Raw genomic sequence first — 1,492 nt, 5'->3', positions numbered from 1 at the left:
TACGGGGCTGCCGTCATTCCTGAGGGGGGCTACTACAGCCTGCCCAGCCGCTTTGGCGTCGAAGGGGCTTTGCTCTTGGGGGATGCCCTGGGGGTGCTGGATGTGGGCAGCCTGGCTGGGATTACCAACGCCATGGAGACCGGCTACCTGGCGGCGGGCCTCATTCACGACGGCTTTTTAAAAGGGGATCTGCGCATCCAAGAGGCCTACCAAAAAGCCGTGATGGAGAGCTCGGTGGGGCAAGATCTCTACTGCAGCCGCTATTTTCGGGAAGCCTTTTTGGAAAACTCCCGCCTGCTGGAAGCGTACCTGCCCCAGCTCTGCCGCAGCGTCGATGCCGGCCACCCCTGGCTGGGATCCCTGCGCTGGGGCCTACAGGATCCCGTGCGTCGCGGCGGAGAACTCCTGCGCGCCTACACGCTGCTCAGCGGACGGGTCAGCGCCGGCGAGCCGCCCCCACGGGGGTATGTTGCTCCCCATGCCGCCATCCAAGTGGACTTTGTGGCCCCCACAGGTCTGGATCCTGAAGCATTGACCACGCGATGGGGCTATTTCTCGCGGTCGGATGCCGTCTTTTTTGCCGATCCCCGCTACCCGGAAGGCAACCGCCACATCCTTGAGTTCAGCGCTGACACCTGCCGCCAGTGCATTGCCACCTACGACAAGCTGAACCGCCCTACCCCCTGCGTGGCCGACTGCACCGCAGAAGTCCACCACATCCGCGAACACAATGGGATCCGCTCCCACGCCATGTCGCTGGAAAACTGCATCCAGTGCCGCACCTGCGAGATCGTCTGCCCCCACCTCAACCTACGGGTTAACCCCAGCTACGAGGGATCCGGCCCCGACTTTTATGGGCTCTAGGAAAACGGGGGCGGGGAGCACAGACTCAGCTTTGCTGGCATAGTTAAAGCTAGAGTTGCAGGGAGTGCAGCCGTTGAATTCCGCCCCGCTGATCCCACCCGCCCCCAGCCCTGAGTTGAGCCGCGAGCAATTTTGTGAGCTCTTGCGTGGCCAGCTCAGCTTGGCCCTAAGGGAAAACAACTTGGAACAAGCCAAATCTCTCCTGCTGCCCGTACAAGCGGTGGACATTGCCGAGGTAATCGGGGAGTTGCCGGAGGCGCAGCAGGCTCTGGCCTTTCGCTTGCTGCCCAAGGATCTGGCCATCCGCGTTTACGAACACCTGGACATAGATCTGCAACAGGCGCTGCTGCGCGAGTTCAGGAGCCACGAGATCCAGGACATCTTGGACAAGATGTCGCCGGACGACCGGGCCCGCCTCTTCGACGAGCTGCCGGCCAAGGTGGTTGCCGAACTGCTGCCCCAGCTCAGCCCCCAGGAACGGGAAGCCACGGCCCTGCTGCTGGGCTATGCCCCCAACACCGCGGGGCGGATCATGACCCCGGAGTACATTTCCCTGCGAGAGAACCTGACGGCAGCCGAGGCACTGGAGCGGGTGCGCCTCTTGGCCCGCGAAACCGAGACCATCTAC

The 1,492-nt window shown here is 63.0% G+C and carries 2 protein-coding genes; both read left to right on the top strand.

Annotated features, from left to right (window positions below):
* A partial coding sequence (locus tag NW857_RS11070) for an electron-transfer flavoprotein:ubiquinone oxidoreductase (protein ID WP_414368952.1) occupies positions 1 to 864 on the top strand: 864 nt, incomplete at its 5' end.
* 73 nt (positions 865 to 937) lie between these two features.
* Positions 938 to 1,492, top strand: a 555-nt coding sequence (locus tag NW857_RS11065) for a magnesium transporter MgtE N-terminal domain-containing protein (protein ID WP_414368950.1), incomplete at its 3' end; no start/stop codon positions are given.

It is taken from the genome of Synechococcus sp. H55.9 (assembly GCF_047462355.1).
Lineage (GTDB): Bacteria > Cyanobacteriota > Cyanobacteriia > Thermostichales > Thermostichaceae > Thermostichus.
This window is presented reverse-complemented; position numbering and strand designations above follow the sequence as displayed.